Here is a 26,724-nt window from a genome sequence, read left to right as displayed (position 1 = left end):
TTAACTGGATCGATTATTCTACCTGAAAGACTTGACAATTGCTTGATAAATATCCAGGGCAAAGGTAGTGGGGTGTTCGCCAAGACGTGGTGGGGGCCTTGTTATTATTGGCTAAGCTACTGTTTTGACTCGTAACCCGGCCTCGATATTTTCCACGCGAGGGTCGAATTTCGAGGGCGAGCACAGTCGTCGGTCTGACGAACGGACCTGTTTCTGTCGGCAACCCCTTGAAAATCAAGCCTTGCAGCGGGCTTTTCAGCCGGGGGCAAGGGCTGTGAAACAGCGTCGTCAAACTCGGGTAGAATGCCAGCCACGCAATGAGGGTATTGGAAATGGCTTTAGTCGGGCGTTATAACAGCTTGCAAGTGGTTAAACACACTAATTTCGGTTTGTATCTGGACGGCGGCGCGGACGGCGAGATTCTTCTTCCCAACCGTTATATCCCCAAGGATATTCCCAGTGAAGATGAAGACTGGCTGAATGTTTTCATTTATCTGGACAGTGCTGACAAGTTGATTGCCACCACGGAAAAACCCAAAGTTCAGGTCGGTGAGTTCGCCAGTCTCAAAGTCAAGGAAGTTAACAGTATTGGTGTGTTCCTCGATTGGGGATTGCCCAAGGATCTGCTGTTGCCGTATTCCGAAGAGAAGCGCCAGTTGAGCGCCGGCGACTATTGCGTGGTGCATGTCTATCTCGACAAGCATACCCGTCGTATTACCGCCACGGCCCGCCTGGATCGCTACCTGGACAAGACTCCGGCCAGCTACACGCCCGGACAGGAAGTCGACCTGCTGGTGGCCGAAGCCACCGACATGGGCTTCAAGGCGATCATCAACAACAAGCATTGGGGGCTGATTCACAAGAACGAAGTGTTCAAGTTCCTGCGGGCCGGCAAAGAGGAAAAGGGCTTTATCAAGGAGATCCGCGCCGACGGCAAGATCAGCCTGAGCCTGCAACCCGTCGGCGAAGAGGCTTCCGGTAGCCTGAACAGCAAGATCCTCGCCAAGTTGCGTGAAAACAACGGGGTGCTGGCGGTCAGCGACAAGAGCGATCCGACCGTGATCAGCGGTTTGTTCGGGGTCAGCAAAGGCAACTTCAAGAAAGCCATTGGCGCGCTCTACAAGCAAGGGCAGATTGTGATCCATGCCGATCGCATCGAATTGAGCTGAGTGTGGATGTTGCCCGGGCTGACGTCATCGCCGGCAAGCCAGCTCCCACAATAATCGCGTTTCAGCGTGATTCTGTAGGCGCCGGCTTGCTGGCGATGGACTGCGTAGCTGTCCTGCCTGTCGCAACCCTGCAAGGCTCAGCGTCGTACCAGGGCCACCCCGGGCGCTGCGGCCGCCACCGGCCGCAACACCACCAATCCCGCCAGTACCAGGCCGCTGCCCGCCACGATCAAGGCCGGTTGCAGGCCACCGCTGAAGTGGCTGCTCAAGGCCGCGAGCAACGGCCCGCAGAGCTGGCCGATGGCGAAACAGGCGGTCAGCCACCCGGCATTGCGATGGGTGGCGTGCGGCGCCAGTTCCCGCGAGCGCTGCATGACCAACTGCATGCAGGCGAGGAACGGCGTACCGCAGAGAATCACCCCCAGCACCAGCCCCAGGCCGCTCGACAACAGGCAGGCGAAGACCCCGGCGGCCTGCAGCCAGAGCGTCACCATCAACCAGCGACGGGTACTGTCGGGTTTGGCGCGCCGCAGGCTCACCAGCACCACGCCAAGGGCCGCGACCAAGCCGAAGCCGGGCCAGAACAGATCGGCCTGCCATTGCCCGTGGAAGCGCGCACTGGCCATCTGCGAAAGAAAGGTCGCCGGAATGATGTAGCCCAGGCCGTACAAGGCATAGACCAGGCCCAGATGACCGATGGACTGCTGTTCTGTGTCCACGATCACGGGGTCGGCCGTGGTTGTGGCCACGGGTGTGGCGCTCGGCAGCGGCAGGAAGGGCAGGATCAACAGCAACATCAGCAGGCCGACGCCAGCGTACACCAGCCACAGGGTCGACGAGTTCTCTCCCCGCAGGTTCGAGCCCAGCGCCAGCAAGCCGGTGAGCACGATGCCCAGGCCGGGACCGGCAAACACCCAGGCACCCAGGCGCGGACGGCCGACGGCATGGGCCAGCGGCTGGCTCAGGCTGGTGATCATGACCACTACCCAGGCACTCGCCACCCCGGTGCCGAAGCGCAGCAGCCAGTGTGACCAGAACCCATGGGCCCAGTACGAGGCCAGGGTCAACAGCACGCATAACCACAGGCCGGCGAGCAGGCGCAGGCGGACATGGTGCGCGCGCCGGGCGAACATGGCGTCCACCGCGCCCAGCAGGTAGCCCAGGTAATTGGCGGCGGCGATCAGGCCGCCGGCGGTCAGGTCGATCTGGCCTTCGCTGATCAGGTGCGGCAGTTGCGGGGTCAGGGCAAAGCGGCCCACCCCCATGGCCATCATCAGGGCGATAAAGCAGGCGGTTAAACGAATCAGAGGTGACATGGCGTCATTTCCCGACAGAGGACTATGACCGTCAGGCTAGGATCGATTGACTTTCTTTAAAAATGAATAATAGTGAGTAACTTGTTCAGTTTTGGAGAGGGTCATGGAGTTCAGCCAATTGCGGATCTTCCACGCGGTCGCCGAGGAGGGTTCCATCACTCGCGCCGCCGAGCGCCTGCACCGGGTGCCGTCGAACCTGTCCACGCGCATCAGGCAGCTCGAGGAGCAATTGGGGGTCGAACTGTTCCTGCGTGAACGCCAGCGCCTGCAATTGTCTCCGGCCGGCAAGGTCCTGCTCGATTACTCGAACCGGCTGTTTTCGCTGCATGACGAGGCCCAGGCGGCCGTGCGTGGCGGGCAACCGGCGGGGGACTTCGTACTGGGCACCATGTACAGCACCGCGGCGATTTACCTGCCGTCGATGTTGGCGCGTTATCACCGCACCTATCCCGAAGTGAACCTGCAGGTGCAGTCCGCGCCCAGCGGCGAATTGCTCGAAGGGCTGGTCTCCGGGCGCCTGGATGCCGCCCTGGTGGATGGCCCGCTGCAGTTGGCGGGGCTCGACGGCCTTGCATTCTGCGATGAAACCCTGGTGCTGATCGCACCGGCCGATCACCCGCCGGTGCGCAGTGCCCTGGAGGTGCAGGGGCAGCCGGTTTTCACCTTCCGCCGCGGCTGTGCCTACCGTCTGCGCCTGGAGGCCTGGTTCGGCCACTATCACGCGGCCATGGGCCGGGCCATCGAGATCGAGTCCTATCCCGGAATGCTCGCCTGTGTCACCGCCGGCTCCGGCGTGGCGATGATGTCCGAGTCGATGCTGGCCAGCCTGCCCGGGCGGGAAAGCGTGTCGGTGCATCGGCTGGTCGAGCCTTTTGCCAGCGCCACCACCTGGCTGATGTGGCGCAAAGGCATGGTCGGCGCCAACCTGGCGGCCTGGATCGAGCTGCAGAAAAGCGCCTTGCTGCCCCTGGCGGACAGTGCCGAAGGGCTCCGTGCGTCGGCTTGAAGCGTTTTGCCATGATTTAAATCAAAGATCCTGCTGCAAGGGACAGCATTGCGTAGGACTTAGGGCTATGATCTGTGTGAAGCGGCTACAGAATCCCGTCGCTCGCATTACCCTGAAGGGGGCTATATGAAAGACAAACTGCAAACCTGGCTCCATGACCTCGGTGTTGCCCTGGGTCTGATCGAACCGCCACTGCAGCCGGTACCTATTCGTACCGACGATGATCGCCGTCGCCGTCAGCCGCGTCGCTAAGCGCCCACGGGCCGGCAACAGGGTTCAGCGCTGTTCGCCGTGCCGTGTTGGCGAAGTTCAATGCCTGGCGATTTTCTCCAGGAAACGACTCAAGTCGTTGACCGTGACCGCTTCCTTGAGCAAGCGGTCTTCCTCTTCGGTAAACGCCGTCAAATCAAACTCATCTTCAAGATGGAACATCAGGTCTTCAATGTCCTGGGTGTCGAATCCCAATCCCTGCAAGCTCTGATCGTCAGCGAACGCCTGGTGGTCGTCGAGCCGTTGGCTGACGAAATCATGCACGCTCTTGCGAATATCGGCTCTTTTCATGCGCCCGGTCTCCCCGGTTGCCTTTGCGGGCAGGGCCGCGGGAGTGTGCCTGGGGGAGGGAATCCGGCGGGTTCGGCAGGCCGGGTTTTTTCATAGATAAATTGACTGAGATCGCCAAGGGTGGTGATGCCTATCAGGTCGCGGTTCAGATCCAGCCGCACATCGAACAGGCACTCAAGGTTGTGGAACAACTCGACGAGATCAAGGGAACAGGTGTTGTCCGTGGCCTTTGACGGATCTTGCGACCATTTCAGCGACAGTTGTTCTTCAATGGAATGGCAGATTTGCTGATGAATCTCGAGTCTGTTCATAAGAGCCTCGAAGAAGGGTTTCTTATTGTTCGACCCTTTCCTGGGGCATTGCGATAGTGGCCAAACTACGACACCCGCGATCCTTGTACCTTCCGGTTAATCAAAAAGGTAGTCGCTATAGGCCAGTACAGCACAAGTTTTGCGCGGGACCTGACCGTTCATCTCCCTGAGCGTGCGCAGGGCGCTCAATGGGGGAAGGCGGCAGGCAAAAAAAACGGGTGCGACAACCGACGTCGCACCCGCTGAAGTAACCGCGGTATCAGATGGCGCTGGCGACGCTGGCCGGGCGCGGAGACAACAGGCTGACCACGACGAAGCTGATCAGGCCGATGGCCAGGCTGTAGTAGATTGGGGTATTGGCGTCCAGGCCGTCCTTGATCATGAACACCAGGGCGGTGATGAAGCCCAGGGCCATGCTGGTAATGGCGCCGCTGGTGGTGGCGGGCTTCCAGAAGATTGCGCCGATCAGCGGAATCAGCATGCCGCCCACCAGCAGGTTGTAGGCCAGGGTCAGGGCGCTGATCACGTCGCTGACCACCAGGGCGATACCCAGCACGACGATCCCGGTCAGGCAGGTGAACAGGCGGTTGATCCCCAGGCTCGACTGCTTGCCGCCGCGCAGTTTCGGCAGCAGGTCTTCGGTCAGCACGGTGGAGGCGGCCAGCAGGCCGGCACTGGCGGTGGACATCATGGCCGCCAGGGCCGCGGCGATCACCAGGCCACGAATGCCATCGGGCAGCGACTGTTTGACGATGGCGGCAAAGGCGTTGTTGACGTTGGCCAGGTCGGGAATCAGCACATGGGCGGCCATGCCGATCAGGGCACAGGCCAGGCCGTAGGCGATACAGTAGACCCCGGCGACGCTGCCGGCATACTTCGCGACTTTCTCGTCCTTGGCGGTGAACACCCGTTGCCAGATGTCCTGGCCGATCAGGATGCCGAAGAAGTAGATCAGGAAGTAGGTGATGATGGTGTCCCAGCCGATGGTGGTGAAGCTGAAGCTGCTTGCCGGCAGCTTGCTCACCAGTTGGTCCCAGCCGCCGACGCGGTAGAGGCAGATCGGCAACAGGATGAACATCAGGCCCACGGTCTTGATGACGAACTGGACGATATCGGTCAGGGTCAGCGACCACATGCCGCCGATGGTCGAGTAAACCACCACCACGCCGCCGCCCAGCAGTACCGAGAGCCAGAACGGCAGGTTGAACAGCACTTGCAGCACGGTGCCGATGGCGAGGATCGAGGTCACGCCGATCATCAGCGCGTAGGCCAGCATGATCACCGCGCTGGCCTGACGGGCCATGGGGTTGTAGCGCTTCTCCAGGACCTGGGTCACGGTGAAGATCTTCAGTTTAAGCAGCGGTTTGGCGAGGAACAGGTTCAGCGCGATGATGCCGAAACCCAGGGCCGCGCAGAGCCAGAAGCCGGAAATGCCGTGGACATAGCCCAGGCGTACGGTGCCGACGGTGGAGGCACCACCCAGTACCGTGGCGGCCATGGTGCCCATATACAGCGTCGGGCCCAGGTTGCGTCCGGCCACCAGGTAGTCTTCGTGCGTCTTGGCCTTGCGCATGCCGTAGTAACCGAGCACGAGCATGCCGGCGGCATAAATGAGTACAACCAATAAATCCAAAGCCATGACGGCGTGTCTCCGATTATCTTTTTTATGGTCGAGCAAAGTTCAAGGCACATGCTGTGGCGAGGGGGCTCGCCACGGCACTATCAGGCCGCCTGGCGCATCCCGGGCTTCAATGTTTTGCCATCCCGGCTGCGCGCATCCCGCGGTCCATAAACCTCTGCCGTCTCCGGGAACAGGCTGAGCAGCGCCAGGTACATCAGCGACGCCAGCCCGAGGGTGATCGGCAGGCTGATGTCGATGCCGTCGGCCAGGTTGCCCAGCGGGCCGACGAACTGCCCCGGCAGGTTGACGAAGCACAGGCCCACCAGCGCGCTGGGGATCCAGGCGCCCAGGCCGCGCCAGTTCCAGCCGTGGCTGAACCAGTAGCACCCGCCGGTTTCGCCGCGGGTGAAGACTTGCAGGTCATCCGGGCAGTAGTAACCACGACGTACCAGCAGGCCGATGATCATGATCACCATCCACGGGGTGGTGCAGGTGATGATCAGCACGGCGAAGGTCGACACGCTCTGCACCAGGTTCGCCGCGAAGCGTCCGATGAAGATAAAGGCAATCGACAGCACGCCGATCAGCAGGGTCGCCTTGACCCGCGACAGCAGCCGTGGGAACACGCTGGACATGTCCAGCCCGGTGCCATACAGCGAGGTGGTGCCGGTGGACATGCCGCCGATCACCGCGATCAGGCACACCGGCAGGAAGAACCAGGTCGGCGAGACGGCCAGCAGGCCGCCGACATAGTTGTTCGCGGTGATGTAGTCCGGTGCCTTGATCGCCACGATGGTCGCGGTGGCCAGGCCAAACAGGAAGGGGATCAAGGTGGCGATCTGCGCGGCGATCACCGCCAGCATGATCCGGACTTTCGAGGTTTCGCGGGGGATATAACGCGACCAGTCGCCGAGAAACGCCCCGAAGGAAATCGGGTTGCTCATGGCCACCAGCGCGGCGCCGATAAAGGCCGCCCAGAAACCGGCCTGACCCATCGCCACGGTTCCGGCGAAGTGACTGTCGAAGGCCGGTGCAAAGGCAAAGATCCCCAGCAGGAACAACAGGCTTGCGGCCCATACGGCGATGCGGTTGACCCACAGCATGAAGCGGAAGCCGTAGATGCATACCGTCAGCACCAGGATCGCGAACAGGCCGTAGGCCAGGCCCAGGGTCAGGTCGGTTTCCGGCATATCGACCAGCCGCTTGGCGCCGCCGATCAGGGCATCCCCCGAGCTCCACACCGAGAGCGAGAAGAACGCGATGGCGGTCAACAGCGACAGGAACGAGCCGACGATCCGCCCGTGCACACCGAAGTGCGCCCCGGAGGACACGGCGTTGTTGGTGCCATTGATCGGACCGAACAGGCCCATGGGCGCGAGGATCAGCGCGCCTAGTACAACGCCCAGGACGATCGCCCAGACACCGGCCTGGAAGGACAGGCCGAAGAGCACCGGGAAACTGCCGAGCACGGCGGTGGCAAAGGTATTCGCACCGCCGAAGATCAGGCGAAACAGGTCGCTGGGTCGGGCATCGCGTTCGTGGTCGGGGATCTGTTCGACCCCGTTGGTTTCAATGCTGCCAAGGCTTTTTTCATTGTTGTTTTTATTCATGATCGCTCCGATCACTGCGGTGCCTTCGTCTTCCGCGAGGGCTACCGGGGTTGGCTAAGGGGAGGGCATTCCCTGGGGTTTCGCTGACAAATGCTCGTGGCAGGCCAGCCATGGGCCTGATTCTCGTTGTTTGCGAAACACAATGGTTTCGCGCTCCTGGCTAAAGAGAAGCTCCCCTTGCATGCGCAGCTCGGTGGCCACGTCATGGATGAAAATCGCCACATCGCCCTGCAGGCTGACGAAAGCGTTGCTTGAGGTGCACGAAATCACCTCGAAGCCGTCCTCCGCCCGCCAGTTGTCCCACAGCGCCTGATAGGCATCGCGTGACAGCAAGGGCTGTTCGAGGGTGTAGAAAACGAAGCTGGCATCGGCGCTGAAGGCGCCGAAGTAGGCTTCGCGATCATTGGCGGCGAAGGCGGCCACCAGCTCGGCGGCGGCCTCGAGTACCTGGTCACGGTCGTTCATGGCGACTCCTCAGCGGTGGGCCACGCCGGGCAGTACGCAGAGCATCTCGTACAGCAGGTTGGCGCCGAGCAGCGAGGTGTTGCCGGTGGTGTCGTAGGGTGGCGAGACTTCCACCAGGTCGCAGCCGACCAGGTCCAGGCCCTGGCAGCCGCGGACGATCTCGATCGCCTGGATGGTGGTCAGGCCGCCGATTTCCGGGGTGCCGGTACCGGGCGCCCAGGCCGGGTCGATGCCGTCGATGTCGAAGCTCAGGTACACCGGGCCGCCGCCGACTTTTTCGCGCACTTCAGCCATCAGCGGAGCGAGGGATTTGTGCCAGCACTCTTCGGCCTGGACCACCCGGAAACCCTGCTTGCGGCTCCAGTTGAAGTCTTCGGCGGTGTAGCCCTGGGCGCGCAGGCCGATCTGCACCACCCGGTCACAGTCCAGCAGGCCTTCTTCCACGGCGCGGCGGAAGGTGGTGCCGTGGGCGATTTTCTCGCCGAACATGTGATCGTTGACATCGGCGTGGGCGTCGATGTGCACCAGGCCGACCTTGCCGTGCTTCTTGTGGATGGCGCGCAGGATCGGCAGGGTGATGGTGTGGTCGCCGCCCAGGGTCAGCGGGATGACCGGGTGTTCGAGGATGGCGTTGTAGGACTCTTCGATGATGCGTACGGCGTCCAGCAGGTTGAAGGTGTTGATCGCCACGTCACCGATGTCGGCCACCGACAACGAATCGAAGGGCGCGGCACCGGTGGCCATGTTGTAGGGGCGGATCATCACCGACTCGGCGCGGATTTCCCGCGGGCCGAAACGGGTCCCGGCGCGCAGCGAGGTGCCGATGTCCAGCGGGATGCCGATGAACGCGGCGTCGAGGCCGGCGGCCGATTGCAGGTGCGGGAGGCGCATCATGGTGGCGATACCGCCGAAGCGCGGCATTTCGTTACCGCCCAGTGGTTGGTGAAGAATCTTGTCCACGGGTAAGCCTCATCATTTATTTTGGTTATCAGGGGGCGATTCTGCGAAAGGTGCCGGGCGGGAAGAATCGCTGACGGCAAATAGTTAGTTCAGATTTTTCTAAACTAATGGGAAACTGGGCGGACAGAATTGTTTCCGGCAATGCAGACTTTCCCCAGGAACTCCCATGGCCAACGCTTTACCCGACCTCAAACTATTGCGCATCTTCGTCAGCGTGGTCCGGCACCAGGGCTTCGCCAACGCCCAGCAGGAGCTCAATCTATCGACCTCGGCGATCAGCACCTACATGAGCCAGCTGGAAGCGTCCCTGGGCCTGGTCCTGTGTCATCGCGGGCGCGGCGGCTTCAGCCTGACCAGCAAGGGCGAACTGTTCCACCAGGAAACCCTGCGTCTGCTCGGCGAGCTCGAAGGTTTCGAGCAATACGCCGCGGCCCTCAAGGGTGAGTTGCGCGGCACCTTGAACCTGGGGGTGATCGATTCCACGGTCAGCGAGCCGGCCTTGCCCCTGGCCGAGGCCATCGGCGCCTACAGCCAGGAGCACCCGGCCGTGCACCTGCACCTGTCGGTGATGAGTCCCTACGAATTGCAGCTCGGCGTGCAGGACAATCGTCTCGACCTGGCCATCGGCGCCTTTTCCACGCGCATGAGCGGGTTGGTCTACCAGCCGCTGTACCGTGAGCAGCACTGGTTGTATTGCAGCAACCGGCATCCGCTGTACAACGAACGGCGTATCCCGGAACAGGTGATTACCCAGCAACGCATGGTCGGACGCGGTTACTGGAGCCAGGCCGAGCTGGCGCGCCATGGTTTCAAGCACAGCGCGGCGACCGTGGAAAGTATGGAGGCGCAATTGATCCTGGTGCTGTCCGGCGCCTATATCGGCTACCTGCCGGAGCACTACGCCCAGCCCTGGGCCGACAAGGGTGACCTGCGGGTATTGCTGCCGGCGACCTTCGGCTACCAGGCGCCGTTTTCCATGATCCTGCGCCGGGGCCGCAGTCGCGAGCCGTTGATCCAGACGTTTCGCGACCTGCTCAAAGCCCAGCTCAACCAGCCCTGATCGGTATAACTCAATGTCCAGAGCCCGTTGTGAACGCTGCCTGCGTCCCGAAAGCCACTGCCTGTGCGCACTGATCCCACAGCTGGACAGCCGCACCCGCGTGCTGCTGTTGCAGCATCCCAGCGAGGTCAACCATGCCTTGAACACCGCCCGGCTGGCGGCATTGGGGTTGACCAATGCCGAGTTGCGGGTGGGTGAGGTTTTCGAGGACCTGCCCCAGTTGCTGCAACAGCCCGGTTACCAGGCGAAATTGCTGTTCCCGGCAGAGGATGCACAGCCCTTGCAGGTTTATGCGGCCGCACCGAGTGAATTGCCGCTGTTGCTGGTGGTACCCGACGGCACCTGGCGCAAGGCGCGCAAGATGCTCTACCTCAATCCATTGCTGGCGGCGTTGCCACGGGTGACGCTGGAGGCGGGGGCGGTGTCGCGCTACCGATTGCGCAAGGCGCCGGAGCCGGGCGCCTTGTCGACGCTGGAGGCGATTGTCCAGGCGCTCGAAACCCTGGAGGCACCGGTTTCGTTCGCGGCGTTGCTGCGGCCATTCGAAGCACTGATCGAAGGGCAGATTCGGGCGATGGGTGAAGAGACTTTCCTGCGCAACCACGAAAAAAAACGCCCGGCAGTGCCGGGCGATTGAGTTCATGTCGTCAGCCGACTCAGTGATGACGTGGCTTGAGGATGGCCGGTTTTTCGTCCGGGGCGTTGCACAGCAGGTACAGCGCGGTCAGGGCTTCCGGGATCTGCACGATCATGTCGTCCATCAGGTTGGCATCGGCGGCGATATCGGCGAACTCGGGTTGTTCGTCGAACAGGCCGGAACCGACCATGATCGGCAGGAGCATTTCGCTGACTTCGTCTTCGGCGGTTTCGAACCAGGCCTCTTCACGCAGGAACACGCCTTCCATGAAGCCGATACACCAGCCGCGCAGCTCGGAGTCGTCCGGGTCGTCGCCCAGGTCCAGGTCGCACGGCAGCTCGAATTCTTCATCGGACGCCAGCTGGCGGGCGATATGGGCCTTGAGCTGGATCAGCGTGGCTTCGATCTCTTCGCGCTGGGCGGCGTCGCTGTAGTGCGGCTCCTCGGCGAACAGGGCGTCGATCCATTCCCGATCGGGGACGATCTCGGCGCAGATCGACAACGCGGTCAGGTAGCCGTGGGCGGCGACATAGTCCAGCGCCTCTTCGTGCAGCTCGTCGGCGTCGAGGAAGGCTTGCAGGCGGGTGAGTTGCTCAGCGAAGGACATTGAGGGGCTACCTTGGGAATAAACGATAAACAATTCTAGGCGTTCTTGAGCCCTCAGGCCAGCAAGCACTGAATTCCCTTAACCGACCGGCACCGCCCATTGCCGTCGGACGCTCGGGTATACTGCCGCGTTTTGTGATGCGCTGCTGACCCTCGGGGCCGCTGGGAAATGCCTGCTTACGGTTTTTTTCGTGAAAACGGTGAATCTTCAGCCAGCCTTTGAACAAGCGTTTCGATGATTTTTGGAGTGGTTATGCTCGAACAGGCTCAACGCGTCCTCAAGGACATCTTCGGTTACGACAGCTTCCGTGGTCGCCAGGGTGCCATTATTGAGCGCGTGGCCAATGGTGGCGACGCCCTGGTGCTGATGCCGACCGGCGGCGGCAAGTCCCTGTGCTTCCAGGTTCCGGCGTTGCTGCGCGAGGGCCTGACGGTGGTGGTCTCGCCTTTGATCGCACTGATGGACGACCAGGTGGCGACCCTCGAGGAACTGGGCGTCGCTGCCGCGGCCTTGAACTCCACGCTGAGCGCCGAACAGCAACGTGACCTGGCGGCGCGGATTCGTCGCGGCGAAGTGAAAATGCTCTACCTGGCCCCCGAGCGCCTGGTGCAGCCGCGCATGCTGTCGTTCCTGCAGAACCTCCAGATCGCCCTGTTCGCCATCGATGAAGCCCACTGTGTGTCGCAATGGGGTCACGACTTCCGTCCCGAGTACCTGCAACTCGGCCAGTTGGCCGAGCTGTTCCCGGATGTACCGCGTATCGCCCTGACCGCTACCGCCGACAAGCGGACCCGCGAAGAAATCGTCAATCGCCTGCACCTGCAGAATGCCGAGCGCTTTCTCTCCAGCTTCGACCGGCCGAACATCTTCTACCGCATCGTGCCCAAGGAGCAGCCGCGCAAACAGCTGCTGGCGTTCCTTTCGCAGCGCCGCAGCGATGCCGGGATTGTCTATTGCCTCTCGCGCAAGAAGGTCGATGAAGTGGCCGCGATGCTTTGCGAGCAAGGCTATCCGGCGTTGCCTTACCACGCCGGGCTGGCCAGCGATGTGCGTGCCGCCAACCAGAAGCGCTTCCTCAACGAGGAAGGGCTGATCATGGTGGCGACCATTGCTTTCGGCATGGGCATCGACAAGTCCAACGTGCGCTTTGTCGCCCACCTGGATCTGCCCAAGTCCCTGGAAGCCTACTACCAGGAAACCGGTCGTGCCGGCCGCGACGGCCTGCCGGCGGATGCCTGGATGGCCTATGGCTTGCAGGATGTGGTGATGCTCAAGCAGATGCTGCAGAACTCTGAAGGTGACGAGCGGCACAAGCGCCTGGAGCACCACAAGCTCGACGCCATGCTGGCCTTGTGTGAGGAAACCCGCTGCCGTCGCCAGACCCTGCTGGCCTATTTCGATGAAGACATGCCGCAACCCTGTGGGCATTGCGACAACTGCGTCGATGGCGTGCAGACCTGGGACGCCACCGAACCGGCGCGCCAGGCGCTGTCGGCGATTTTTCGTACCGGCCAGCGGTATGGCGTCGGACACCTGGTGGATGTGCTGCTGGGCAAGGAAAACGACAAGGTGCGCAGTTTCGGTCATCAGCACCTGACGGTATTCGGTGTCGGCAAGGCGCTGGCCGAAGGCGAATGGCGCACCCTGTTCCGCCAGCTGGTGGCCCGCGGGCTGGCCGATATCGACCTGGAAGGCTACGGCGGCCTGCGTCTGAGCGATAGCTGCCGGCCCCTGCTCAAGGGCGAAGTGAGCCTGGAGCTGCGCCGCGACCTCAAGCCGCAGACCACGGCCAAAAGTGTCTCCGCCAGCCCTGCCAGCCAGCTGGTGCGTGGCGAGGAGCGCGAACAGTGGGAAGCCCTGCGTGCCCTGCGGCGCAAGCTGGCCCAGGAACATGGCGTGCCGCCCTATGTCATCTTCCCCGACTCCACCTTGCTGGAAATGCTCCGCAGCCAGCCGACTTCCCTGGCGGAAATGGCCAAGGTCAGCGGTATCGGCGCGCGCAAGCTGGAGCGTTATGGCGAGGCGTTCCTCGAAGTCCTCGGCGGCGAGGCAGAAACCCCGAAAACCGTGGCCGATATCCGCCACGAACTGATCAGCCTGGCCCGGGCCGGTATGACGCCGTTGCAGATCGCCGGCCAGTTGCAGTGTTCGGAAAAGAATGTCTATACCTTGCTGGCCGAGGCCGTCGGCCGCCAGCAACTGTCGCTGGAGCAGGCGCTGGACTTGCCGGAGGATCTGCTGGGGGAAATCCAGGACGCCTTCCTCGACGGCGAAGGCGAATTGCCTCCGGTGACCGCGATTGCCGAACTGTTTGCCGGCCGTGTGCCGGAAGGGGTGCTGTACTGCGTGCGGGCCGCCTTGCAGGCGGAATTTGAAATGTGAGGTCGGTATTGTCCCCGGTCACTGTCTTATTCACGACAAGTAACGATTCAGCGCTGAGCAAGCCTTGCCTCCGGGCATGGGTCATGCTTAGCTGACTAATAATTAGTTTTGTCTATTTTAAGTCTAACCCTGAGTGTTTTATGCCGTTGACCGATGAACACCGTTTTGGCATGCAGTTGGCGCACATGTCGCGAGGCTGGCGTGCGGAACTGGATCGCCGTCTGGCGGGCCTGGGCTTGTCCCAGGCGCGCTGGCTGGTCTTGCTGCACCTGGCGCGTTTTACCGAGGCCCCGACCCAGCGCGAGCTGGCCCAGAGTGTGGGGGTTGAAGGGCCGACCCTGGCCCGTCTGCTCGACAGCCTGGAAACCCAGGGGCTGGTCCAGCGCCAGGCCGTGCTGGAAGACCGGCGGGCGAAGAAAATCGTCCTGAGTCCCTCGGCACGGCCCCTGATTGAACAGATCGAGACCATCGCCACTGCGTTGCGCCATGAGCTGTTCGTCGGTGTCGACGATGAAGAACTGAGGATCTGCATGCGGGTCCATAGCCGGATCCTGGCGAACCTGGAAAAATCTTGAGGCATTCCCAGGCCGCCGGGCTTGGCAGTCCTCAGCGAGTTTGTAAAGCCTTCAACGAATTTTGATAGTCTTTGCGCCGCAGACTATAAGAGTTACTGGTTCTGTGTATTGTGTCGGTGTCCGGCCCGCGTGCGCGGGCCGTCACGCCAGTAAGGGATGCTCATGCTCGAGAGTTTGCAGTCCGCGTTGCGGTGCTCCATTGGAAAATCCACCCTGAACCGGGCTCGCCTGTTGGCCGTGCTGGCCGGCGGGTTGTTGTATTCGGCGTTGGCCCCGGCCATGGGGTTGGGGGATATCACCCTGCATTCGGCGCTCAATCAGCCGTTGAACGCGGAAATCGCCTTGATCGAGCCGGGCGACCTGGCCGACGGCGAACTGTCGGTCAGCCTGGCAACACCCGAGGAGTTCGCCCGGGCGGGCGTCGAGCGGGTGTTCTTCCTCAATGACCTGCGCTTTACCCCTGTGCTGCGGGGCAACAGCAGTGTTATCCAGGTGCAGACCAACAAGCCGGTCAGCGAACCTTTTCTGAATTTCCTGGTGCAGGTCAACCGACCCAACGGGCGCCTGCTGCGCGAATACACCGTGCTGCTCGATCCGCCGGGCAACCTGCCGGCCGGTTACAACCTGCCTGCTCGCAGCGCTGCCCTTGAGCAACCGGCTTCGGTGGCGAATATCCCACCGCCGCCTGCGCTGCAAGGCAAACACTACACCGTGGTCAAGGGGGATAACCCCTGGGTTATTGCCAAGCGACTGCGCGAAGCCGGCAGTCAGGCGTCGGTCAATGAATTGTCCCAGGGCATTCGTGCGCTGAACCCGGGCAGCGACCGTTTGCGGGTCGGCCAGAGCCTGTTGTTGCCGGACGTCGCAGTGGTTGCGGCCCCGGCGTCTTCCGCTGCCCCGACCCTGGCCGCCGCGGCTACGGCCACCGCGGCTGCCGCCACGCAGAATGCGGTTGCTGCCGTGACCGAGACAGCGCAAAACGCCGAGGAGCTGGCCAAGGCCGCCCTGGAAAACCAGCAGTTGCAGAAGACCGTCGAGGATCTGCAGGTCAGGTTGAAGGCGCAGGACGAGATGATTGCCAGCAGCCAGAAACAGGCCGTTGAACTGCAGACACAACTCGCGGAACTCAAGACCAAGGCTGTTGCGCCGGCCCCCGCCGTGGTGGCCGCGCCAGTGGTAGCGCCGACACCGGCCGCCGAGACTGCCGATGGCCCGAACTGGCTGCTGTGGGGGGCGGTGCTGTTGCTGATCGCGCTGCTGGCCGTGGCCTTTATCCTGCGCCGCAACCGCCAGCAGGCTGAACAGGTGCCCGAGGCGGTACCTCCGGTGGCTCCGGTTCCGGAGCCGATGGTCAGCCGAGTGGTAACGCCGGCCCCGCCGACCAAGCCGGCAACGCCCGCGTCGACGCGGGTCGAGCCGGTGGTGGCGCCGGTGGCCGCAGTGGCCTCGCGTCAGTCCAGCGAAGTGCCTGATGCCCTTGAAGGCGTGAGTATCTACATCGCCTATGGTCGCTTCAGCGAAGCGGCGGGCATTCTGCGCGAGGCCATGCTCAAGGAACCCGAGCGCACGGACTTGCACCTGCGCTTGCTCGATGTGCTGGCCCAGCAGGGCGACAGTGCGGCTTACGCAACGGAGGAGCGCAAGCTGCTGGAGGCCGGGTTCAGTGAGTCGGCCCTGCAGGAATTGCGCGCCAAGTATCCGAAACTGCAAAGCGCTGCCGCCACGCCAGCCCAAGCTCCAGCCGCTGCGTCCCCGGTCGCCGTTCTGGCGGCGGCCGGCGCCGTGGCAGCGGTCGCGCCAGTACTGGCGGCACACTGGAAAGAGCCGGCTGAGGAGACGACTGCAACCGCCCCTGTAGCGGACAAGCCGCTGGAGGACGAATTCCAGCTCAACCTCGATGATCTGTCCATGGATGCCGACTGGGACCTGGTCAGCCCGTTCGACAATACGCCCCATCCCCGCAGCAAGACCGCCGAAGAGCCGGTTTTGCCTGTCGAGCTGGAGCCTGAGCCCGAGCCGATCTTCACCAAGAGCTTCAATGAGCTGCCGGAAGTGTTCGAGATGCCGGACGAGCAGTTCCTCAGCGATTTTTCCGAGCTTGAGTCAGAGCCTGTGCCTGCGCCTGTGGGCGAAGTGGAGTTGAGCCTGCCCGACGACGGGGACTCACTGGACGACGCGTTTCTCGATGGTTTCATGAGTGATTCCGAGCCCCTGGACATCGAGCCCCTGGAAGTCGACTTCGACAGCCTGGAGCGCGAGCAGGCTTCGGCCAGCAAGCTTGAGCAGGCGCAAACCTGCATCAATGTCGGCGACCTGGACCATGCCAGTCAACTGCTCCTCGAGCTGCTGCGCGAAGGCGATGAACCCCTGAAGCAGACGGCGCGCACCTTGCTCGCCAGTATTCGCTGATACGGCTCGCCCCTGCGAACATCAGAAGGTCTGTCCCAGATTCAGGTACAGCGCCTTCTGATTGTCGTCATTGAGGCCATAGCTGAAGTTCAACGGCCCCAGTGGCGTATCGAAGCCCAGGAACACGCTGGCGGCGTTGATGTAGCCGGTGTCGAATTGATTGTCGTTGTTCCAGGCCCGCCCGCGTTCCAGGGAGGCGCCGAGGTACAGGGGGAAATCCAGTGGCAGGTAGGCCCGGGGTGTCAGCCGGCGGTAATAGACCGCGCGCATCAGGCTGATGTTCTGCCCGGCAATCGAATCCTGGCGGAACCCCGATAGCTGCCGTGCGCCCCCCAGCAGGAAACTCGAAGTGACCACTTCGGCGTCGTCCAGGGTACGTCCGTAGCGCCCACCCAGGATCCAGGTATTCGGTCCCTGGCTCAGGGCCTTGTCCAGGGTGAGCTCCCACTGCCGGTAGCGTTGGGTCGAACCCAGGCTCGGGTCGAACTCGCGCAGGGTCAGGTTGATGTTTTCCCCCGTGTGCGGGAAGTAGACGTTGTCCAGCGAGTCGAAGGAGTATTTGAGCGCGTAGAAACCTTCGCTGAAACTCACCCGCGGCAGGCTGCGATCGCCGATCTTCACGTCGGCCTGGCCCCAGGCTTCGCCGATACCGAGACGGATCTCGCCGTTGTTGGCGATCTGGCGACCGATGTTCAAGCCGAAGCCATAACGTTCCAGGCGGTATTCGGCAATCGGATCGTTATCCAGGGTCGCTTCCACATTCTGCGTTTGCAGGTTCACATAGGGCGCGACAAAGTAGCGCGAGCCGGTGTCCAGCGGTTGATAGAACTCGCTGTAGAGATCCTGCTGATCGCCGATCTGGGCCCGGGTCAGCCACTCGCCGCCGAGGCTGTTGATGCCGTTGACCCGATAACTGGCGCCGAGATTGAAGGCGCTGTCGCCGCGCATGTCATCCGACAGGTTCAAGCCCAGGCGCAGGTAGTCGGTGCCGCTGCGTTTGCCCCGGGCGCTGATGACCAGGGTGTGTTCCTGGCCCTTGCGCGCGACCCGGTATTGCACCTGCTCGAAGTAGTCCAGGCCGTAGAGAGTGCCCATGTCGATGCGCAGGCGCTCGAGGTCCAGCGGCTCGCCGAGGGGTTGGCGGATGTAATAGCGGATCACTGCGTCGCTGACCTTGGAGTCGTTCTCGATCCTGATCGTATTGATCACCGGGGTGCGCTGTTCGGGCGCACGGGCGGCGACCAGTTCGGCGTCGGGATTGGGCGGCGAACGCAAGCCGGCCAGGCGCGCGTCGAGAATGCGCGTGGCGCGATAACCGGCGTCGATGATGTCCTGGGCGCGGCCGAAGTCGGTGCTGCCGTAACTGGCCAGCGCCGGCTGGATCAGGATGTCATTGCGGTGCAGCGTGGCCAGCTGTTCTTCGGAGTTGCGCCGGGTCATCAGGGTGATCGACTGGTTGAGGACGTCGACCACGGTCGCCAGTTGTTTGCGTGAGCGCAGCGGGGTACCGATATCCACCACGATGGCGATGTCGACGCCCATTTCGCGCACCACATCCAGCGGAATATTGTCGGTCATGCCGCCATCCACCAGCAGGCGCCCGTCCAGCTCGACCGGGGCGAATACCGCCGGGATCGACATGCTGGCGCGGACCACCTGGGGCAGGTGGCCGCGGCGGAACACGACTTTTTCGCCACTGGCGATATCGGTGGCAACCGCGCGAAAGGGGATCGGCAGCTTGTCGAAGTCACGGGTGCCGCTGGCATGGGCTAGCGTGCTTTCCAGCAGCAAGGCCAGGTTCTGGCCCTGGATCACTCCCAGCGGCAGGCCCAAGCTGCCGTCGTCGCGGAAGCTGAGCTGCTGTTTGACCAGGAAATCGCGGTCATCCTGTTTACGCCGAAACGGGATGTCTTCCCGTGGCGGGGCGTCGGACAGCGCCTGTTTCCAGTCGATGCCCAGGGCGAGCTTTTCCAGCTCGTCGATCTTGTAGCCCGAGGCATAGAGCCCGCCGATCACCGCGCCCATGCTGGTGCCGGCGATGGCGTCGATCTTGATGCCCTGTTCTTCCAGGGCCTTGAGCACGCCGATATGGGCCAGGCCACGGGCGGCACCGCCGGACAGCACCAGGCCGATCTTCGGTCGCGGCGGTTCGGCGGCTTGCAGCGCCAGGGGCAGTAGACAGAGGAGCAGGCAGGACAACAGGCGGCGCATCATGATCTCGGGAGGGGCGATAAAAAGGTCGTTATTATAGCGACGACCTTTCCTTCCACAGCCGGATGCAATCATGACCACACGTAAACCGCATATCGTCATCACCTACTGCACCCAGTGCCAATGGCTGCTGCGTGCCGCCTGGCTGGCCCAGGAACTGCTCAGCACCTTCGCCGATGATCTCGGCCAGGTGGCCCTGGAGCCGGGGACCGGCGGAGTGTTCCGGATCACCTGCGACGAGGTGCAGATCTGGGAGCGCAAGGAAGACGGCGGCTTTCCCGAAGCCAAGGTACTCAAGCAGCGGGTACGGGACCGGATCGATCCCGAGCGCGACCTCGGGCACAACGACCGGCCCCGATAGGCGCGGACTTACGACGGGCTCAGCTTCGACTTGATGAGCCCGACGATGACCATCAGCACCCCACCGCCCACGCCACCGCTGGCAATACTGCCGAGGATCGAGGTCAGGTCCAGTGCGCCGCTACCGCTGCCCACGCTGCCGTTGGTGAAGAGATCGAGCAACTGCCCGCCGAGACCGCCGCCGAGTATGCCGAGGATGGAATTGATGACCGGGCCCAGGTTGTATTTCTGCAGGACCGACCCGGCCACGTTACCGCCCACGGCGCCGCTGATGGCTTGAATCAAAAGACTGACGATGTCCATGGATGAAACCCTCCAACATGTTGATGGGGAGGGCCGCTCGAATCGAGTCGATTCAGGGGGGGAATCACTGCAGCTGTCGTCGAGAAACCCTGATCTCCGTGAACGACAGCAAACTGTTGCGGATGTCACCAGTATAGGCGGATTGGGTTTTCGTCAATGAACTGACGCGGCTTCCTGGTGTTCCCGCGGTGCCGCCGCGGCGCCCAGGCGGCTGGACACCACGATGGCGAGAATGATCAGGGCGCCGCCGATCAACATGCGCAGGGTCGGGTTTTCGCCGAACAGCAGCCAGGCCGCGGTGATCCCGTACACCGGCTCCAGGGCAAAGACCACCGCCGCGGTACGCGCCTTGATCACCGCGAGGCTGGCCACGAACAGGCTGTGGGCCACGGCTGTGCAGAACACCCCGAGCAGGCCGATCCAGACCCAGTCCAGCTTTGGTACTTGCGCAAGATCCGGGGCGGCCCAGGGCAGCAGGCAGGCGGCGACCACCAGGTTCTGGCACAACGCTGCCTGTACGGCGGGAATCCGCCCGGAGCCGGCCCGGTTGGCCAGTGACAGCAATGAGAACAGCAGGCCGGACAGTACGGCCCAGAGCAAACCGCCGGTGGCCTGGCTGGCAAGGTTGAAGTCGGGCGTGACCAGCACCAGGCCGATACTGACCAGCACCACCAGGAGGATTTCATTGAAGCGGATGCGCTCGCGAAAGATCACGCCTTCCAGAATCACCGTGAAGGCCGGAAAGCTGGCGAAACCCAGGGTCGCCACGGCCACACCGGCGACTTTTACTGCAATGAAGAAGCTGACCCAGTGCCCGGCCAGCAGCAGGCCGCTGAGCAGCAGGCGCCGCCAGTCCTGTGCCTGCAGCGGTTGCCAGTGATGATTGCGGGCCAGGCGGGCGAACAGGCCGAGGGCGAGCACGGCAAAGACCGCACGGCCGAAAACGATGATCGCCGGGGCGGCGCTCGCGAGTTTGCCGAACACGCCGGTCAGGCCAAACATCAATGCGCCGATATGCAGGGCGCCCAGGGCGGAACGGGGAGTCATGGTGGTCCTTGAAAACGCTGACAGACAGAGCCGCAGTCTAGAGGGCGGCCAGTGTGCCTGTCTGTCGCGTGCCTGCTGTCGTTTGTCTCAGGACTCGCGTCGCAACGCGCCGGGTGTGCGGCCGAACTCGCGGAGCACGGCGGCGGCAAAGGCACTTTGCGACTGGTAGCCGACGCGGCTGGCGATCTCGCCAATCGGCAGGGTCGACTCGCGCAGCAGTCCCAGGGCGATATGCAGGCGACGGCTGCGCACATAGTCCATGGGCGTCTGCCCGCATTCGGCGACAAAGCGCGTATGCAGGCGGGCGCTGGACAGGTCGGCAATACGCGCCAGGTCCGTCACCTGCAGCGGGTGGGCCAGATGGCGATCGATGTGCGCGTTGAGGGCGGCCAGGGGCAGGCGCTTGCCAGCGAATGGGCGGTTGCCGGGGCTGTTCAGGCTGGCAAGCAGCAGCACGGCGCCCTGTTGCGCGATCAACGGGTCGTCCACGGGACTGGCCGCCAGCCACTGCACCAGTTGGCCCTGGGCGGCGTCGAGGGTGCGTGGCCCGGCGGTGTCGAGCAGACGCCGGCTGGCCTCGGCATGGTCGCCCAGGGTGTTCAGCAACCAGCGTTCGTCGGGCACATCCAGCACCAGGCAGCGGCTGCCGTTGGGGCTGGCGCAGACGTGATGGGCATCGCAGGGAATCACCGCGACGCTTTGCTGTACCACCTGGCTGCCGTGCCCCTCGATCTCGAAGTCGAGCCGGCCGGACAGGCCAAACACCAGCTGCGCATGGGCATGGCTGTGGTTGATCAGGTCGGGGCTGTAGTGGCGCAGGGTCAGGATCGGTCCCATCGCGGTCTCCTTGGCATCGTCGCAGTCTACACCGCTTGCCGTTCGGGCGGTTGTCATCGGACTGCCATGTAGCTGTCATGGACTATTAACTGCCCCGGTGCAAGCTCAGGAAAAATCCGGAGAATGCCCATGACCCGTGCGGAGCTTGCCAAACCCAGCCGTAAGCAGCGTGTGCGAACCCTGTGGATTTCCGACGTGCACCTGGGGACCCGCGACTGCCAGGCCGAACACCTGTCGCAGTTTCTCAAGGGCTATCAGGCCGACCGTATCTACCTGGTGGGGGATATCATCGACGGCTGGAAGATGCGTGGCGGCATGTACTGGCCGCAAGCGCACACCAACGTGATCCGCCGGCTGCTGACCATGAGCAAGCGTGGCACCGAGGTGGTCTATGTCACCGGCAACCACGATGAGTTCCTGCGCCGTTACTCCAAACTGATCCTGGGCAATATCCAGCTGGTCGACGAAGCGGTGCACCAGACCGCCGACGGGCGCAAGCTGCTGGTGATCCATGGCGACCAGTTCGACGTGATCACCCGGTATCACCGCTGGCTGGCGTTCCTCGGCGATTCGGCCTACGAGTTCACCCTGACCCTCAATCGCTGGCTGAACCATTGGCGGGCCCGCTACGGTTATGGCTACTGGTCGTTGTCGGCCTACCTCAAGCACAAGGTCAAGACCGCGGTCAGCTTTATCAGCGACTTCGAAGAGGCGATCGCCCACGAATGCGTGAAGCGCGGGCTCGATGGGGTGGTGTGCGGGCATATCCACCATGCCGAGATCCGCAAGGTCGGCGAAGTGGACTACCTCAACTGCGGTGACTGGGTCGAGTCCTGCACCGCCCTGATCGAACACTGGGATGGCACCATCGAGCTGTATCGCCTGGCGGATGCCCAGGCGAAAGAGGCGCAGCTCAAGCTGGAGCTGGAAAAAGTCGCCGAGCCGGGTTAGCCCCTATCAGGCCGTCTGGTTCTGCGCCATCGCGGCCTTGTAGATCGACTGCCGGGGTTGGGCGAATACGCGCTCCATCATAGGTTCGAAAAAGCTCAGGGGCAGGCTCTCGTAGTCCGGGTCGAAGGCCGCCGCGTCGTATTTGGCGCAGAACTCGATGGTCGCCAGATACTGCGGGTGCTCGCGAAACTGCTCGCGCAGATGGCGATCCATTCCCAGGTAATGGAAGAAGTAGTAGCCCTGGAAAATTCCGTGCTTTTCCACCATCCACAGGTTTTCCGCGCTGACGAAGGGCTTGAGGATCGCCGCGGCGATGTCCGGGTGGTTATAGGAACCCAGGGTGTCGCCAATATCGTGGAGCAGCGCGCAGATCACGTACTCCTCGTCCCGTCCGTCGCGCCAGGCCCGGCTGGCGGTTTGCAGCGAATGGGTCAGGCGATCCACCGGGAAACCGCCGAAATCACCCTCCAGCAGCTTCAGGTGAGTCAGGATCCGTGCCGGCAGTTGTCGTGCGTAGGCGCTGAAGTCGGCGGCAATCACCGCCCAATCCTCCTGGGTGCCGTCCTGCATATGGGTAAAGCGGGCTTGTCCGGTCATCGGCTGTCCTCTTGTGGTTTTTATCGCTGCCGGACTCAGTCTAGGGCTTGCCCGCGTCCTGGCAGTGGCTGCGCAGGACGCTTTGCTGGCCCCCCGGGCCTAAAACGGTACCTTGCCGAGGATCATGTCGCGAAACATGACGAAATCGCCGAGCAAACTGTAGAAGGGGTGTTCAAAGGTGGCCGGACGGTTCTTCTCGAAGAAAAAATGGCCGACCCAGGCGAAGCCATAACCGGCCACGGGCACCGCCAGCAGCAACCCTCCCGAGGCGCGACCGATGGCCAATGCCAGGAAAAAGATCACCAGGCTGGTGCCGACGAAATGCAACCTACGGCAGGTACTGTTGCCGTGTTCACTCAGGTAGTAGGGGTAGAACTCTGCGAAGCTGTTGAATTTTCTGATGTTTTCCACGGGGTACTCTCCGCGTTGGCGACCTCGCCCATGGAGGGTTCCACGGGGAGCTTATTTGAGTCTAGAGTGATTGGCAGCGGCGACCAGTGACAATAGACGCCACTTTAGTATCCTTAGGCCATTAGTCGTCCTATACGACTTATCATGCAAGAAAAGGCCATGAGCGAGAGAACGACTTCTGCAAGCTGGGCGATGGGGATTGTCAAGGCGCTGGAGATGGATGGCCTGGACTGTCGCGTCCTGTTCCGGCAGCTGGGGCTCGATTATGCAGCCCTGGACGACCCCGATGCGCGTTTTCCCCAGGATTCGATGACGCGCCTCTGGCAGCGCGCGGTGGAGCTTTCCGGCAACCCGGCGATTGGTTTGAACATGGGCCGGGTGGTACGCCCGGCGTCCTTTCATGTTGCCGGCTACGCGCTGATGTCCAGCCAGACCCTGGCCGAGGGTTTCCGGCGCCTGGTGCGTTATCAGCGGATCATCGCCGAAAGCGCCGACTTGAGCTTTCGCCTCTTGCCCGAGGGTTATGCATTGATCCTGACGGTGCACGGCGACCATCTGCCGCCCACCCGCCAGAGCGCCGAGGCGTCCCTGGCCTGTGCCCTGGCGCTGTGCGGCTGGCTGACCGGGCGCACCTTGCAGCCGCGCAAGGTGTTGCTGCAGGGGACGGAGCCGGAGGATCTCGGTCCTTACAAGGAAGTGTTCCATGCGCCGCTGGTATTCAACGCACCTTACGATGCGCTGATCTTCGAGCAGGCCGACATGGAAGCGCCGTTGCCGACCGCCAATGAGGCCATGGCCTTGCTCCACGACCGGTTTGCCGGCGAATATCTGGCACGCTTCTCGGAAAGCCGGGTGACCCACAAGGCGCGCCAGGTGTTGTGTCGCCTGCTGCCCCAGGGCGAGCCCAAGCGCGAGGTGGTGGCGCAGACCCTGCACCTGTCCCAGCGCACCCTGCAGCGCCGTTTGCAGGAGGAGGGCACCAGTTTCCAGGCGCTGCTCGACGACACCCGCCGTGAGTTGGCCGAACAATACCTGGCGCAGCCGCGCATGACCTTGCTGGAAATCGCCTATCTGCTGGGCTTCGCTGACCCGAGCAACTTTTTTCGCGCCTTCCGCCGTTGGTTCGAGGTCACGCCCGGCGAATACCGGGCGCGGATGTTGGGGGCGGTGGCCTCGATCAATGACGCCAGAATGCGGGGATACACAGAACGAACACCGTGATGATTTCCAGTCGGCCGAGCAGCATGCCCAGGGACAGGATCCACTTGGCAGCGTCCGGCAGGGTGGAGAAATTCCCCGATGGCCCGATTACCTCGCCCAGGCCCGGCCCCACGCCGGAGACGGTACTGGCGGCACCGGTAAGCGCGGTCATCCAGTCCAGGCCCAGTAGCGACAGGGCCAGGGCGATAGCACAAATGGTGATGGCGAAGAAGAACGAAAAGGTCAGGATCGAACGCACGATCTCTTCGTCGAGACGGTGACCGTTGTATTTCTGCTTGATCACCGCCCGGGGATGGATCAACTGGTTGAGGTTGGCCTTGAGCAGGATATAGGCGACCTGGAAGCGGAACACCTTGATCCCGCCGGCCGTCGAGCCCGAGCAGCCGCCAACGAAGCCCAGGTAGAAAAACAGCATCAACGAGAAGTTGCCCCACAGGCTGTAGTCGCCCAGGGCAAAGCCGGTGGTGGTGACCACCGAGGTCACGTTCAGTGCGACGTGGCGCAGGGCATCGAGCCAGTGCAGCTGGGTGGTCCACCAGTACCAGGTGCCGAGTACCAGCCAGGTGACCAGCAGCAGGCCGAGCAAGCCCTGCACCTGCTGGTCCTTGATCAGTGCCTTGCGGTGACCGCGCAGGGTCGCCACGTAGAGGGTGAATGGCAGGCTGCCGAGAATCATCACCACCACGGCCACCCAGTGCACTGCCGGTTGGCTCCACTTGGCCAGGGACTGGTCCGAGGTGGAGAAACCGCCGGTGGAAATCGCCGACATGGCGTGGTTGATCGCATCGAACAGGCTCATGCCGGCCCACCAGAACGCCAGGCTGCCGAGGAGGGTGATGCCGATGTAGGCGGTGACGATCAGGCGCGCCACCATGTGCGAACGCGGCATGACCTTTTGCGAGCGGTCCGAGGATTCGGTCTGGAACAGGCGCATGCCACCGATGCGCAGCAGCGGCAGGATCGCCACCGCCATGCCGATAAAGCCGATCCCACCCAGCCAATGCAGCAGCGAGCGCCAGATCAGGATGCCCGGGGACATGCTGTCCAGGCCGCTGAGCACGGTCGAACCGGTGGCGGTGATCCCCGACATGCTTTCGAAAAAGGCGTCGGTGTAGCTGGTGTGCAGGGTCAGCACGAAGGGCAGCGCGGCGAAAATGCACACCACCACCCAGCTCGAGACGGTGAGCAGATACATATCCCGGGGGCGCAGTTGTACCTGTTCCGGGCGACCGCGGATCACCAGTGCCAGGCCGGCGAGGAAGGTGATCGTACTGGCCCAGAGAAAGGCCGGCAGGTCGCCGGTGCGTTCGAAAGCCACCAGCACCAGCATGGGGATGACCATGCTGACAGCCAGGGTGATCAGGAAAATGCCGATGATGAAACCAATGATGCGCAGGGTCGGCATCGCCATGAAATAGGCTCGGGAAAGGGGGACGGGCGCCATTTTACCTGTGACCCCGATCATGTAAACCGGCACGGCCGCCTGGGATCTGGCTAGAATAGCCCGATCATTTTCCAGAGGAGGTGGCCGATGGAGGCTCTCGACAATTTGCTCAACCGTGTATCCGCACCGCGCCTGCTCGATCCGGCACCGACCCAGGCCCAGCGCGATATCCTCTTCGCCGCCGCCATGCGCGCACCGGATCACGGGCAACTGCGGCCTTGGCGTTTCCTGACCGTTGAGGGAGCGGCCCGCGAGCAATTGGGCAGCCTGCTGGCTGAAGCCGTGCGCCTGCAAGAGGGTGATGCGAACCCCGCGGCCATCGACAAGGCCCACGCCATGCCTTTGCGCGCACCCTTGGTGATTGTGGTGGTGGCGCGTTTGCAGGAGCACTTCAAGGTCCCGAAGTCCGAGCAGTTGCTGGCCGCCGGTTGTGCGGCCCACGGCATCCTGCTGGCGGCCCATGCCCAGGGGATCGGCGCGGTGTGGCGCACCGGCGAGCTGTCCTATTCACGCCATGTGGCCAAGGGTTTGGGGCTTGGCGATGACGAGGAAGTGATCGCCTTCCTGTACCTGGGCACGCCGCAGAACGAACTGCGCCAGCCACCGAAGGTCGATCTGACGCAGTTTGTCAGCGCCTGGTCGGCTTGAAATGT

27 protein-coding genes are annotated in these 26,724 nt (G+C 62.8%); 12 read left to right on the top strand and 15 right to left on the bottom strand.

Annotated elements, in window-relative coordinates; translation table 11 throughout:
• Positions 1 to 332 precede the first annotated feature (332 nt).
• Positions 333 to 1,169, top strand: a complete 837-nt coding sequence (locus M5C01_RS10110; protein ID WP_100938929.1) for a S1-like domain-containing RNA-binding protein — start codon at positions 333 to 335, stop codon at positions 1,167 to 1,169.
• Between the two features lie 137 nt (positions 1,170 to 1,306).
• Here M5C01_RS10110 and M5C01_RS10105 read toward each other — a convergent pair whose 3' ends face one another.
• Positions 1,307 to 2,485: an MFS transporter gene (locus tag M5C01_RS10105; RefSeq protein ID WP_152738351.1), complete on the bottom strand. Its 1,179-nt coding sequence runs from the start codon at positions 2,483 to 2,485 to the stop codon at positions 1,307 to 1,309.
• Between the two features lie 103 nt (positions 2,486 to 2,588).
• On the opposite strand from M5C01_RS10105, the gene M5C01_RS10100 reads away from it, so the two are divergent.
• Both M5C01_RS10100 and M5C01_RS32865 read left to right on the top strand, forming a co-directional pair.
• On the top strand, positions 2,589 to 3,491 hold the full coding sequence (locus tag M5C01_RS10100; RefSeq protein ID WP_103496482.1) for a LysR family transcriptional regulator: 903 nt from the start codon (positions 2,589 to 2,591) through the stop codon (positions 3,489 to 3,491).
• A 126-nt stretch (positions 3,492 to 3,617) separates the two neighbouring features.
• Positions 3,618 to 3,743: a PA1414 family protein gene (locus M5C01_RS32865; protein WP_017903325.1), complete on the top strand. Its 126-nt coding sequence runs from the start codon at positions 3,618 to 3,620 to the stop codon at positions 3,741 to 3,743.
• Between the two features lie 57 nt (positions 3,744 to 3,800).
• On the opposite strand, the gene M5C01_RS10095 is transcribed toward M5C01_RS32865, so the two are convergent.
• The 6 genes from M5C01_RS10095 to speB all read right to left on the bottom strand — a co-directional run bounded on the left by M5C01_RS10095 (position 3,801) and on the right by speB (position 9,019).
• Positions 3,801 to 4,052 carry an acyl carrier protein gene (locus M5C01_RS10095; protein ID WP_152738354.1) on the bottom strand — a complete coding sequence of 84 codons (252 nt, stop codon included), beginning with the start codon at positions 4,050 to 4,052 and terminating at the stop codon, positions 3,801 to 3,803.
• A complete protein-coding gene (locus M5C01_RS10090; protein WP_152738357.1) occupies positions 4,049 to 4,363 on the bottom strand; it encodes an acyl carrier protein in 315 nt (104 codons plus the stop codon). Before M5C01_RS10090 ends, M5C01_RS10095 begins: the two co-directional genes overlap by 4 nt.
• 259 nt (positions 4,364 to 4,622) lie before the next feature.
• Positions 4,623 to 6,002, bottom strand: coding sequence for a sodium:solute symporter (locus tag M5C01_RS10085; RefSeq protein ID WP_103496485.1), 1,380 nt, complete (start codon positions 6,000 to 6,002; stop codon positions 4,623 to 4,625).
• Between the two features lie 83 nt (positions 6,003 to 6,085).
• The gene (locus M5C01_RS10080; RefSeq protein WP_152738360.1) at positions 6,086 to 7,594 is read right to left on the bottom strand and encodes a cytosine permease; all 1,509 of its coding nucleotides are present in this window, start codon (positions 7,592 to 7,594) and stop codon (positions 6,086 to 6,088) included.
• 54 nt (positions 7,595 to 7,648) lie between these two features.
• The gene (locus M5C01_RS10075; protein ID WP_103496487.1) at positions 7,649 to 8,059 is read right to left on the bottom strand and encodes a nuclear transport factor 2 family protein; all 411 of its coding nucleotides are present in this window, start codon (positions 8,057 to 8,059) and stop codon (positions 7,649 to 7,651) included.
• Positions 8,060 to 8,068: 9 nt separating this feature from the next.
• On the bottom strand, positions 8,069 to 9,019 hold the full coding sequence (speB, locus tag M5C01_RS10070) for an agmatinase (protein WP_103496488.1): 951 nt from the start codon (positions 9,017 to 9,019) through the stop codon (positions 8,069 to 8,071).
• A 166-nt stretch (positions 9,020 to 9,185) separates the two neighbouring features.
• On the opposite strand from speB, the gene M5C01_RS10065 reads away from it, so the two are divergent.
• Both M5C01_RS10065 and M5C01_RS10060 read left to right on the top strand, forming a co-directional pair.
• Entirely contained in the window at positions 9,186 to 10,079 is an 894-nt protein-coding gene (locus M5C01_RS10065; RefSeq protein ID WP_040065200.1) for a LysR family transcriptional regulator, read from the top strand.
• A 13-nt stretch (positions 10,080 to 10,092) separates the two neighbouring features.
• A complete protein-coding gene (locus tag M5C01_RS10060; protein WP_152738363.1) occupies positions 10,093 to 10,716 on the top strand; it encodes a DTW domain-containing protein in 624 nt (207 codons plus the stop codon).
• 19 nt (positions 10,717 to 10,735) lie between these two features.
• Here M5C01_RS10060 and M5C01_RS10055 read toward each other — a convergent pair whose 3' ends face one another.
• Positions 10,736 to 11,323, bottom strand: coding sequence for a YecA family protein (locus tag M5C01_RS10055; protein ID WP_103496490.1), 588 nt, complete (start codon positions 11,321 to 11,323; stop codon positions 10,736 to 10,738).
• A gap of 252 nt (positions 11,324 to 11,575) precedes the next feature.
• Here M5C01_RS10055 and recQ point away from each other — a divergent pair, with 252 nt between their 5' ends.
• The 3 genes from recQ (at position 11,576) to M5C01_RS10040 (ending at position 16,689) form a co-directional block, all read left to right on the top strand.
• Entirely contained in the window at positions 11,576 to 13,705 is a 2,130-nt protein-coding gene (gene recQ / locus M5C01_RS10050; RefSeq protein WP_152738366.1) for a DNA helicase RecQ, read from the top strand.
• Between the two features lie 140 nt (positions 13,706 to 13,845).
• Positions 13,846 to 14,280, top strand: coding sequence for a MarR family transcriptional regulator (locus M5C01_RS10045; protein WP_103496492.1), 435 nt, complete (start codon positions 13,846 to 13,848; stop codon positions 14,278 to 14,280).
• Positions 14,281 to 14,442: 162 nt separating this feature from the next.
• On the top strand, positions 14,443 to 16,689 hold the full coding sequence (locus M5C01_RS10040) for a FimV/HubP family polar landmark protein (RefSeq protein ID WP_152738369.1): 2,247 nt from the start codon (positions 14,443 to 14,445) through the stop codon (positions 16,687 to 16,689).
• Positions 16,690 to 16,710: 21 nt separating this feature from the next.
• Here the strand turns inward: M5C01_RS10040 and M5C01_RS10035 are convergent, their stop codons facing one another.
• Positions 16,711 to 18,900 (bottom strand): patatin-like phospholipase family protein, encoded by a 2,190-nt coding sequence (locus M5C01_RS10035; protein WP_152738372.1) that lies wholly within the window; start codon positions 18,898 to 18,900, stop codon positions 16,711 to 16,713.
• 73 nt (positions 18,901 to 18,973) lie between these two features.
• Here M5C01_RS10035 and M5C01_RS10030 point away from each other — a divergent pair, with 73 nt between their 5' ends.
• Positions 18,974 to 19,261 (top strand): SelT/SelW/SelH family protein, encoded by a 288-nt coding sequence (locus tag M5C01_RS10030; protein ID WP_152738375.1) that lies wholly within the window; start codon positions 18,974 to 18,976, stop codon positions 19,259 to 19,261.
• A gap of 8 nt (positions 19,262 to 19,269) precedes the next feature.
• Here the strand turns inward: M5C01_RS10030 and M5C01_RS10025 are convergent, their stop codons facing one another.
• The 3 genes from M5C01_RS10025 to M5C01_RS10015 form a co-directional block, all read right to left on the bottom strand.
• Positions 19,270 to 19,563, bottom strand: coding sequence for a hypothetical protein (locus tag M5C01_RS10025; RefSeq protein WP_152738378.1), 294 nt, complete (start codon positions 19,561 to 19,563; stop codon positions 19,270 to 19,272).
• Positions 19,564 to 19,716: 153 nt separating this feature from the next.
• Positions 19,717 to 20,610, bottom strand: a complete 894-nt coding sequence (locus M5C01_RS10020) for a DMT family transporter (RefSeq protein WP_152738381.1) — start codon at positions 20,608 to 20,610, stop codon at positions 19,717 to 19,719.
• Between the two features lie 87 nt (positions 20,611 to 20,697).
• Positions 20,698 to 21,447 (bottom strand): AraC family transcriptional regulator, encoded by a 750-nt coding sequence (locus M5C01_RS10015; protein ID WP_152738383.1) that lies wholly within the window; start codon positions 21,445 to 21,447, stop codon positions 20,698 to 20,700.
• A 129-nt stretch (positions 21,448 to 21,576) separates the two neighbouring features.
• Between M5C01_RS10015 and M5C01_RS10010 the strand changes: the two genes are divergently transcribed.
• Positions 21,577 to 22,398: a UDP-2,3-diacylglucosamine diphosphatase gene (locus M5C01_RS10010; protein WP_152738386.1), complete on the top strand. Its 822-nt coding sequence runs from the start codon at positions 21,577 to 21,579 to the stop codon at positions 22,396 to 22,398.
• 6 nt (positions 22,399 to 22,404) lie between these two features.
• On the opposite strand, the gene M5C01_RS10005 is transcribed toward M5C01_RS10010, so the two are convergent.
• Together M5C01_RS10005 and M5C01_RS10000 are read right to left on the bottom strand one after the other, a co-directional pair.
• Positions 22,405 to 22,995: a phosphohydrolase gene (locus M5C01_RS10005; RefSeq protein ID WP_152738389.1), complete on the bottom strand. Its 591-nt coding sequence runs from the start codon at positions 22,993 to 22,995 to the stop codon at positions 22,405 to 22,407.
• A gap of 99 nt (positions 22,996 to 23,094) precedes the next feature.
• Entirely contained in the window at positions 23,095 to 23,406 is a 312-nt protein-coding gene (locus M5C01_RS10000) for a DUF962 domain-containing protein (protein WP_103496501.1), read from the bottom strand.
• Positions 23,407 to 23,565: 159 nt separating this feature from the next.
• Here M5C01_RS10000 and M5C01_RS09995 point away from each other — a divergent pair, with 159 nt between their 5' ends.
• Positions 23,566 to 24,627 (top strand): AraC family transcriptional regulator, encoded by a 1,062-nt coding sequence (locus M5C01_RS09995; protein ID WP_152738392.1) that lies wholly within the window; start codon positions 23,566 to 23,568, stop codon positions 24,625 to 24,627.
• Here the strand turns inward: M5C01_RS09995 and M5C01_RS09990 are convergent.
• The gene (locus M5C01_RS09990; RefSeq protein ID WP_152738394.1) at positions 24,584 to 26,038 is read right to left on the bottom strand and encodes a TrkH family potassium uptake protein; all 1,455 of its coding nucleotides are present in this window, start codon (positions 26,036 to 26,038) and stop codon (positions 24,584 to 24,586) included. The two genes, M5C01_RS09995 and M5C01_RS09990, sit on opposite strands and share 44 nt — an antisense overlap.
• Before the next feature lie 120 nt (positions 26,039 to 26,158).
• Here M5C01_RS09990 and M5C01_RS09985 point away from each other — a divergent pair, with 120 nt between their 5' ends.
• On the top strand, positions 26,159 to 26,719 hold the full coding sequence (locus tag M5C01_RS09985) for a nitroreductase family protein (RefSeq protein ID WP_152738395.1): 561 nt from the start codon (positions 26,159 to 26,161) through the stop codon (positions 26,717 to 26,719).
• Positions 26,720 to 26,724: the final 5 nt, after the last annotated feature.

Origin of the sequence: Pseudomonas sp. MWU12-2319, assembly GCF_023242525.1 — a bacterium.
In the GTDB taxonomy this organism is placed as follows: domain Bacteria; phylum Pseudomonadota; class Gammaproteobacteria; order Pseudomonadales; family Pseudomonadaceae; genus Aquipseudomonas; species Aquipseudomonas gingeri_D.
This window is presented reverse-complemented; position numbering and strand designations above follow the sequence as displayed.

What these genes read in the sequence shown, in the direction of transcription:
- M5C01_RS10090 (WP_152738357.1), bottom strand. Translation starts at nt 4,363, where the DNA reads ATGAACAGACTCGAGATTCATCAGCAAATCTGCCATTCCATTGAAGAA.
- M5C01_RS10030 (WP_152738375.1), top strand. Translation starts at nt 18,974, where the DNA reads ATGACCACACGTAAACCGCATATCGTCATCACCTACTGCACCCAGTGC.
- M5C01_RS10020 (WP_152738381.1), bottom strand. Translation starts at nt 20,610, where the DNA reads ATGACTCCCCGTTCCGCCCTGGGCGCCCTGCATATCGGCGCATTGATG.
- M5C01_RS10035 (WP_152738372.1), bottom strand. Translation starts at nt 18,900, where the DNA reads ATGCGCCGCCTGTTGTCCTGCCTGCTCCTCTGTCTACTGCCCCTGGCG.
- M5C01_RS10005 (WP_152738389.1), bottom strand. Translation starts at nt 22,995, where the DNA reads ATGACCGGACAAGCCCGCTTTACCCATATGCAGGACGGCACCCAGGAG.
- M5C01_RS10055 (WP_103496490.1), bottom strand. Translation starts at nt 11,323, where the DNA reads ATGTCCTTCGCTGAGCAACTCACCCGCCTGCAAGCCTTCCTCGACGCC.
- M5C01_RS10095 (WP_152738354.1), bottom strand. Translation starts at nt 4,052, where the DNA reads ATGAAAAGAGCCGATATTCGCAAGAGCGTGCATGATTTCGTCAGCCAA.
- M5C01_RS32865 (WP_017903325.1), top strand. Translation starts at nt 3,618, where the DNA reads ATGAAAGACAAACTGCAAACCTGGCTCCATGACCTCGGTGTTGCCCTG.
- M5C01_RS10060 (WP_152738363.1), top strand. Translation starts at nt 10,093, where the DNA reads ATGTCCAGAGCCCGTTGTGAACGCTGCCTGCGTCCCGAAAGCCACTGC.
- M5C01_RS10080 (WP_152738360.1), bottom strand. Translation starts at nt 7,594, where the DNA reads ATGAATAAAAACAACAATGAAAAAAGCCTTGGCAGCATTGAAACCAAC.
- M5C01_RS10085 (WP_103496485.1), bottom strand. Translation starts at nt 6,002, where the DNA reads ATGGCTTTGGATTTATTGGTTGTACTCATTTATGCCGCCGGCATGCTC.
- M5C01_RS10045 (WP_103496492.1), top strand. Translation starts at nt 13,846, where the DNA reads ATGCCGTTGACCGATGAACACCGTTTTGGCATGCAGTTGGCGCACATG.
- M5C01_RS10015 (WP_152738383.1), bottom strand. Translation starts at nt 21,447, where the DNA reads ATGGGACCGATCCTGACCCTGCGCCACTACAGCCCCGACCTGATCAAC.
- M5C01_RS10025 (WP_152738378.1), bottom strand. Translation starts at nt 19,563, where the DNA reads ATGGACATCGTCAGTCTTTTGATTCAAGCCATCAGCGGCGCCGTGGGC.
- M5C01_RS10010 (WP_152738386.1), top strand. Translation starts at nt 21,577, where the DNA reads ATGACCCGTGCGGAGCTTGCCAAACCCAGCCGTAAGCAGCGTGTGCGA.
- M5C01_RS10075 (WP_103496487.1), bottom strand. Translation starts at nt 8,059, where the DNA reads ATGAACGACCGTGACCAGGTACTCGAGGCCGCCGCCGAGCTGGTGGCC.
- M5C01_RS09985 (WP_152738395.1), top strand. Translation starts at nt 26,159, where the DNA reads ATGGAGGCTCTCGACAATTTGCTCAACCGTGTATCCGCACCGCGCCTG.
- M5C01_RS10065 (WP_040065200.1), top strand. Translation starts at nt 9,186, where the DNA reads ATGGCCAACGCTTTACCCGACCTCAAACTATTGCGCATCTTCGTCAGC.
- M5C01_RS10105 (WP_152738351.1), bottom strand. Translation starts at nt 2,485, where the DNA reads ATGTCACCTCTGATTCGTTTAACCGCCTGCTTTATCGCCCTGATGATG.
- M5C01_RS10100 (WP_103496482.1), top strand. Translation starts at nt 2,589, where the DNA reads ATGGAGTTCAGCCAATTGCGGATCTTCCACGCGGTCGCCGAGGAGGGT.
- recQ (WP_152738366.1), top strand. Translation starts at nt 11,576, where the DNA reads ATGCTCGAACAGGCTCAACGCGTCCTCAAGGACATCTTCGGTTACGAC.
- M5C01_RS09990 (WP_152738394.1), bottom strand. Translation starts at nt 26,038, where the DNA reads ATGGCGATGCCGACCCTGCGCATCATTGGTTTCATCATCGGCATTTTC.
- M5C01_RS10040 (WP_152738369.1), top strand. Translation starts at nt 14,443, where the DNA reads ATGCTCGAGAGTTTGCAGTCCGCGTTGCGGTGCTCCATTGGAAAATCC.
- M5C01_RS10110 (WP_100938929.1), top strand. Translation starts at nt 333, where the DNA reads ATGGCTTTAGTCGGGCGTTATAACAGCTTGCAAGTGGTTAAACACACT.
- M5C01_RS09995 (WP_152738392.1), top strand. Translation starts at nt 23,566, where the DNA reads ATGAGCGAGAGAACGACTTCTGCAAGCTGGGCGATGGGGATTGTCAAG.